Annotated in this window: 7 protein-coding genes and 1 pseudogene; 5 read left to right on the forward strand and 3 right to left on the reverse strand. The window is 73.4% G+C overall.

The window, feature by feature from the left end:
• Window positions 1-106: 106 nt before the first annotated feature.
• Genes rnc through mutM form a run of 3 tightly spaced genes read left to right on the forward strand, consistent with a single transcriptional unit; the run spans window position 107 to window position 1,941 of the window.
• A complete protein-coding gene (rnc, locus tag ACFV4N_RS38895; RefSeq protein WP_499677691.1) occupies window positions 107-841 on the forward strand; it encodes a ribonuclease III in 735 nt (244 codons plus the stop codon).
• Between the two features lie 7 nt (window positions 842-848).
• Complete coding sequence (locus ACFV4N_RS38900) at window positions 849-1,073, forward strand: hypothetical protein (RefSeq protein ID WP_499677692.1); 225 nt, start codon at window positions 849-851, stop codon at window positions 1,071-1,073.
• 10 nt (window positions 1,074-1,083) lie between these two features.
• Complete coding sequence (gene mutM, locus ACFV4N_RS38905) at window positions 1,084-1,941, forward strand: bifunctional DNA-formamidopyrimidine glycosylase/DNA-(apurinic or apyrimidinic site) lyase (protein WP_499677693.1); 858 nt, start codon at window positions 1,084-1,086, stop codon at window positions 1,939-1,941.
• Window positions 1,942-1,957: 16 nt separating this feature from the next.
• Here the strand turns inward: mutM and ACFV4N_RS38910 are convergent, their stop codons facing one another.
• The gene (locus tag ACFV4N_RS38910; RefSeq protein ID WP_499677694.1) at window positions 1,958-2,407 is read right to left on the reverse strand and encodes a MarR family winged helix-turn-helix transcriptional regulator; all 450 of its coding nucleotides are present in this window, start codon (window positions 2,405-2,407) and stop codon (window positions 1,958-1,960) included.
• Between the two features lie 256 nt (window positions 2,408-2,663).
• Here ACFV4N_RS38910 and ACFV4N_RS38915 point away from each other — a divergent pair, with 256 nt between their 5' ends.
• Complete coding sequence (locus ACFV4N_RS38915) at window positions 2,664-3,341, forward strand: response regulator (protein ID WP_499677695.1); 678 nt, start codon at window positions 2,664-2,666, stop codon at window positions 3,339-3,341.
• 54 nt (window positions 3,342-3,395) lie between these two features.
• On the opposite strand, the gene ACFV4N_RS38920 is transcribed toward ACFV4N_RS38915, so the two are convergent.
• A complete protein-coding gene (locus tag ACFV4N_RS38920) occupies window positions 3,396-4,496 on the reverse strand; it encodes an NAD(P)/FAD-dependent oxidoreductase (RefSeq protein ID WP_499677696.1) in 1,101 nt (366 codons plus the stop codon).
• A gap of 71 nt (window positions 4,497-4,567) precedes the next feature.
• Between ACFV4N_RS38920 and ACFV4N_RS38925 the strand changes: the two genes are divergently transcribed.
• Window positions 4,568-5,098 (forward strand): GNAT family N-acetyltransferase, encoded by a 531-nt coding sequence (locus tag ACFV4N_RS38925; protein ID WP_499677697.1) that lies wholly within the window; start codon window positions 4,568-4,570, stop codon window positions 5,096-5,098.
• Here the strand turns inward: ACFV4N_RS38925 and ACFV4N_RS38930 are convergent.
• Window positions 5,099-5,631 (reverse strand): annotated as a pseudogene (locus tag ACFV4N_RS38930) (hypothetical protein); the annotation flags it as partial. It lies immediately after the preceding gene.

Raw genomic sequence — 5,631 nt, forward strand, 5'->3', positions numbered from 1 at the left:
CCCGGCCTGTTCTCCCTGGCGAATGTCGCGGTGATCTGGGGGGTGTAGGTCGTCGGGCGGTCGTTGCGCCGACAGCGCCACGTGGCTCGCAGCGCTCGGCGTCCCCTTGGACGCCGAGCTGCTGACGCTCGCGCTCACGCACCGGTCGTACGCGTACGAGAACGGCGGTCTGCCGCCCAACGAGCGACTGGAGTTCCTCGGTGACGCGGTGCTCGGTCTGGTCGTCACGGACCACCTGTACCGCACGCACCCGGACTTGCCCGAGGGTCAGCTCGCCAAGCTCCGCGCGAGCGTGGTGAACATGCACGCCCTGGCCGGAGTGGCCCGGGGGTTGGGCGAGGACGGTCTCGGCGGTCACCTGCTGCTCGGTCGGGGCGAGGAGCTGACCGGCGGCAGGGACAAGGCGAGCATCCTCGCGGACGGCCTGGAAGCCGTCATCGGCGCGGTGTACCTCCAGTTCGGCATCGACACCGCGCGCACGTTGGTCCACCACCTGTTCGACCCGTTGCTGGCCGAGGCGCCCCGCCGCGGTGCGGGCCTGGACTGGAAGACCAGCCTCCAGGAGCTGACCGCGTCGGAGGGCCTGGGCGTTCCCGAGTACCGGGTCGACGACCAGGGACCGGACCACCGCAAGGAGTTCACCGCCACGGTGTACGTCGGTGGCCAGCCGTACGGCACCGGTGACGGCCGCACGAAGAAGGAAGCCGAGCAGAAGGCGGCCGAGGCCGCTTACCGCGTGCTCCACGAACGGGTCGCCGCGGAGCAGGAAGCCGCTGCGGCCGGTAACGGCCACGCCCCCGACTCGGCGAACTCGCAGGCTTCACCTACTCAGGAAGACTGACGCCGAAATGTATGCCACGAACGTCCGGACGCACCGCCGCGCGCGCCACACGCGCCCGGCCCGTCCGCTGAACGCCACCCGCAACGGCGGCATCCAGGGCCTCGTCCTGGTGCGCGACACCGCCCAGAACGGCGGTTGGATGCTCAAGCCCACCAAGCCGCAGGCCGCCGCCTACGAGCGCTTGGAGGAGCTGGAGCAGGCCGAGGCCGCCGAGCGCGCGTCCGAGGACTGACCGGCCACCCGTGCCCGAGCTGCCCGAGGTCGAAGTAGTCCGCCGCGGGCTGCACGAGCACGTCGCCGGGAGGACCGTCGCCGGGGTCGACGTCCTCCACCCGCGAGCGATCCGCCGCCACCTGCCCGGTGCGGCGGATTTCGCCGTGCGCCTGACCGGCCAGACCCTGCGCGCCGCCCGCCGGCGCGGCAAGTACCTGTGGGTCGACCTGTCGGGCGGTGACGCGATGCTGGCGCACCTCGGCATGAGCGGCCAGATGCTCGTGCAGCCGGTCGGCGCGCCGGACGAGAAGCACCTGCGGGTGCGCGTGCGGTTCGACGACGGCGGCCCCGAGCTGCGCTTCGTCGACCAGCGCACGTTCGGCGGGCTCGCGCTCGCCGAGGTCGTGGAGGTCGACGGCGCGCTGCTGCCGTCGCCCGTGGCGCACATCGCGCGCGACCCGATGGACCCGGCGTTCGACGCCGACGCCGCAGTCGCCGCGCTGCGCAGGCGGCGGACCGAGGTCAAGCGCGCCCTGCTCGACCAGACCCTGGTGTCGGGCGTGGGCAACATCTACGCCGACGAGGCGCTGTGGCGCGCCCGCCTGCACGGGCTGCGGGCCGCGGACAAGCTGAGCCGGCCGAAGGCCGCCGAACTGCTCGCGCACGCCACGCAGGTCATGCACGAGGCGCTGGGCCAGGGCGGCACCTCGTTCGACGCGCTCTACGTCAACGTGAACGGCCAGTCGGGCTACTTCGACCGGTCCCTGGCCGTTTACGGGCGCGAGGGCGAGCCGTGCCGGCGGTGCGGCACGGCGGTCAGGCGGGAGCCCTTCATGAACCGCTCGTCGTATTCGTGCCCCCGTTGCCAACCGCGCCCGCGGGGTTGACCGGCCGCCCCTGACCTCACCGGGCGGGATCGGCAAGTCTTCGCAACAACGGCGTTACCGAACGCAGGTTTTCCCGTTCTTCGGCACTGAGCCGGGAAAGTCGTTCGGACAGCAACTCCGCTTCGCCGTGCGCCAGGGACAGGATGGTGTCCCGGCCGAGCCCGGTCAGCTCGACGATGGTCGCCCGCCCGTCGGCGGGGTCGGCCTCGCGCCGCACCAGGCCGTTCGACTCCAGGCCCGTCACCACCGTGGTCGCCGTGGGCTGCGAGCACAGCGCCCGCACCGCGATCTCGCCGATCCGCATCGGTCCCTGTGACGCCAGCTCCGCCAGCACGAGCAGCTGGGTGGGCTGGAGCCGCCGCACGGACGCGGACTGGCGCAGGCTGCGGATCAGCCGGTGAACGGCGACCACGAGTTGTAAGGCGTCCTGATTGGTCACGCTCTGATTAGTCACACTGGTGGTCATCAAAGACCTCCTCGCGGCTCACCGTGTGTGAGCAAGTGTCCGAATTCGGACAGGACATTCGCACTATCGCACTACTGCTGTCCAGAGAATGAATTCATTCGCACCCGGATGTACTCACCGTGTCCGCACCTATGCGGAGAACAAGTCGTCAGAACGGCATAAAAAGCCCGGTCCGCGACGTCAAGGGCGCATCAGGAAGTGCGCGGCACGCCGTCGTGCGCGGCAGCGGTCCGGTCGCCGGGCGTAGTGTCTCAGCGTGACGAAGGTGCTGGTGGTCGACGACGAGCCGCAGATCGTGCGGGCGTTGCGGATCAACCTGTCCGCGCGCGGCTACGCGGTGCTGACCGCGCACGACGGCACGGCCGCGCTCAAGGCGGCCGCCGAGGGCAAGCCGGACGTGGTCGTGCTCGACCTGGGCCTGCCCGACGTGGACGGCACCGAGGTGATCGCCGGGCTGCGCGGCTGGACGACCGTGCCGATCATCGTGCTGTCCGCCCGCGTCGACTCCACCGACAAGGTCGAGGCGCTCGACGCGGGCGCGGACGACTACGTGACCAAGCCGTTCGGGATGGACGAGCTGCTGGCCCGGCTGCGGGCGGCGGTGCGGCGCGCGGCGGTCGCGGAGGGCGAGGACGCGGTCGTGGAGACGGCGTCGTTCACCGTGGACCTGGCGGCCAAGAAGGTGCTCCGGGACGGCGCCGAGGTGCACCTGACGCCCACCGAGTGGGGCCTGCTGGAGATCCTGGCCCGCAACCGGGGCCGGCTCGTGGCGCAGAAGCAGCTGCTCCAGGAGGTGTGGGGCCCGCAGTACGCGAAGGAGACCCACTACCTGCGCGTGTACCTGGCGCAGCTGCGCCGCAAGCTGGAGCCGGAACCCGCCCACCCCCGGCACCTGGTGACCGAGCCGGGGATGGGCTACCGCTTCGAACCCTGAGGACCTCGAGGACCCGGGGACCCGGGGACCCCTCGACCCCGGGGACCCGGGCGCTCACCCGACGGGCAGCACGGGGTGCCGCTCGAACAGGACCGTGCCCCGCACGACCAGCTCCTTGTAGCGGGCCGCCGCGCGACCCGTGAGGACCCGCTCGACCGGGGTGTCGTCGGCGCGCACGAACTGGATCAGCCCGTCGCGGCGGCCCAGGCTGATGCACTGGTTGAAGTACCGGAAGCGCAGCGGTCGAGGCTCCTCGCCGGCCAGGCCGCCCGCCAGCGACCGCACCGCGTGCTGGGTGGTCGGCAGGCCCGTCGCGCACGCCATGCGCAGCTCCAGCCCGTCCTCCCGCCGGATCGCGGCGGCGTCGCCGACGCCCACGACCTCCGGGTGCGAGACCGAGACCAGGGTCTGGTCGACGACCAGGCGCCCGTTCCCGTCCACCTCGAACCCGGCCTCGCGGGCCAGCTCCGGCACGCGGAAGCCCGCCGTCCACACGACCGCGTCGGCCGCCACCAGCTCGCCGGTGTCGAGCACCAGGCCGTCGGCGCGCACCTCGGCGACGCGCGCCCGGTCGCGCACCCGGACGCCCAGCCGGTCGAACGCCGAGCGCAGGTGCCGCACCCCCTTCGCCGACAGGCCCGTCCCGAACCGGCTGCCGGTGACCAGCAGCACGGTCAGGTCCGGCCGCGCCTCGGCCAGCTCCGCGGCGGCCTCGATCCCGGTCAGCCCACCGCCGGCCACGGCCACCACGCGGGCGGTCCGCAGCGCGCCGGCGAGCCGCTCCGCGTCCTCCGCGGTCGACAGCGGGTGCGCGTGCTCGGCGGCGCCCGGCACGCCGAGGTCGGCCCGGCTGCCCAGCGCGTAGACCAGCCGGTCGTAGGTCAGCGAGCCGTTGGCGAGGCGCACCCGGCGCACGTCGGCGTCGATGCCGGTGACCCGGTCCACGACGAGCTCGACGCCCGTGCCCCGGACCAGGTCCGCGAGCGGGAGGTCGCGCAGCCGCTGCCCGGTGGCCAGCTGGTGCAGCCGGACCCGTTCGACGAACCGGTCCCGCTCGTTGACCAGGGTGACCCGGCAGCCCGTCCACCTCGCCGCCAGCTTGGCCGCCGCCAGACCCGTGTAGCCCGCGCCGACCACCACGATGTGCTCTGCCATGTTCCCGTCCTCTCGTCGCACGAGGAGAGCGGGACGGGGGCGGGGTCCGTGACACGCATAGGGTGTGAAGCGTGTCACCTGTCTCCCTGCTCCACACCTGGCAACTGCCCGGGACGACGCGCGCCGCCGCCCGGGACCTGCTCGACGAGGCGTTCGACGGCGAGTTCTCCGACGAGGACTGGGCGCACGCCCTGGGCGGCGTGCACGCCCTCGCGCGCGACGGCGACGAGCTGGTCGGGCACGGCGCGGTCGTGCAGCGCCTGATGGTCCTCGGCGGGCGCGTGCTGCGGGTCGGCTACGTGGAGGGCGTCGCCGTGCGGGCCTCCCACCGCCGCCGCGGTGTCGGCGGCGCCCTCATGGCGGCGCTGGAGGAGGTCGTGCGCGGCGCGTACGACCTCGGCGCGCTCAGCGCCTCGGACGAGGCCCGGCGGCTCTACGAGGGGCGCGGGTGGCTGCCGTGGCGGGGGAGGACGTTCGCGCTCACGCCGGACGGCGTCCGGCGCACCGAGGAGGAGGACGAGGGGGTGCTCGTCCTGCCGGTGGAGCCGGTCGACCTGTCCGGCGACCTCACCTGCGACTGGCGCGACGGCGACGTCTGGTAGCTAGTCGGACCCGCTGGTCGTCGTCGGCGGCGTCGTGGTGGCGGTGGTGGTGGTCGGGACCGCGGCGGACGACGACGAGGACGGCGACGGTTCGGCGGACGACGGCGGAGCGCTCGAAGGGCTGTTCGGCGCCTGCGAGACCGGCTGCGGCCGCAACGGCGCCGCGCTCGTCCGCTGGGGCGCGTTCGCGTTCGTCGGCGCCTGCTCGCGCTCGCGCTCGCCCTGCTCCGACTTCGGTGGGCCGGCCGCCTCGCGCCGCTGCGTCACCGGCAGGCGCGTGGTGACGGTGACGAAGACCGTGGACGTGCTGCCGTCCGGCGCGATCGTCACCGAGGTCTCGATCGCGGTGCTGATCTCGGCCTGCGGCTCCGGCGGACCGGCCTCCGGCGGCGGGCCGGAGGCCAGCACCGACGCCAGGGCGGCGATCGCGGTGGCGACGACGGCGCCGCCGGCGGCGAGCAGGACCACCGGGGAGAACTTCTTCTTTTTCTTCTTCGCCGGCTGCGGCGTCGACGGAGCCGGGGGCCTGTGTG

It is taken from the genome of Actinosynnema sp. NPDC059797, from assembly GCF_042732085.1.
In the GTDB taxonomy this organism is placed as follows: Bacteria; Actinomycetota; Actinomycetes; order Mycobacteriales; family Pseudonocardiaceae; genus Actinosynnema.

Bases quoted from the DNA above. Each gene is read 5' to 3' on its own strand.
- ACFV4N_RS38900 (WP_499677692.1), top strand. From the start codon at position 849: ATGTATGCCACGAACGTCCGGACGCACCGCCGCGCGCGCCACACGCGC.
- ACFV4N_RS38910 (WP_499677694.1), bottom strand. From the start codon at position 2,407: ATGACCACCAGTGTGACTAATCAGAGCGTGACCAATCAGGACGCCTTA.
- ACFV4N_RS38920 (WP_499677696.1), bottom strand. From the start codon at position 4,496: ATGGCAGAGCACATCGTGGTGGTCGGCGCGGGCTACACGGGTCTGGCG.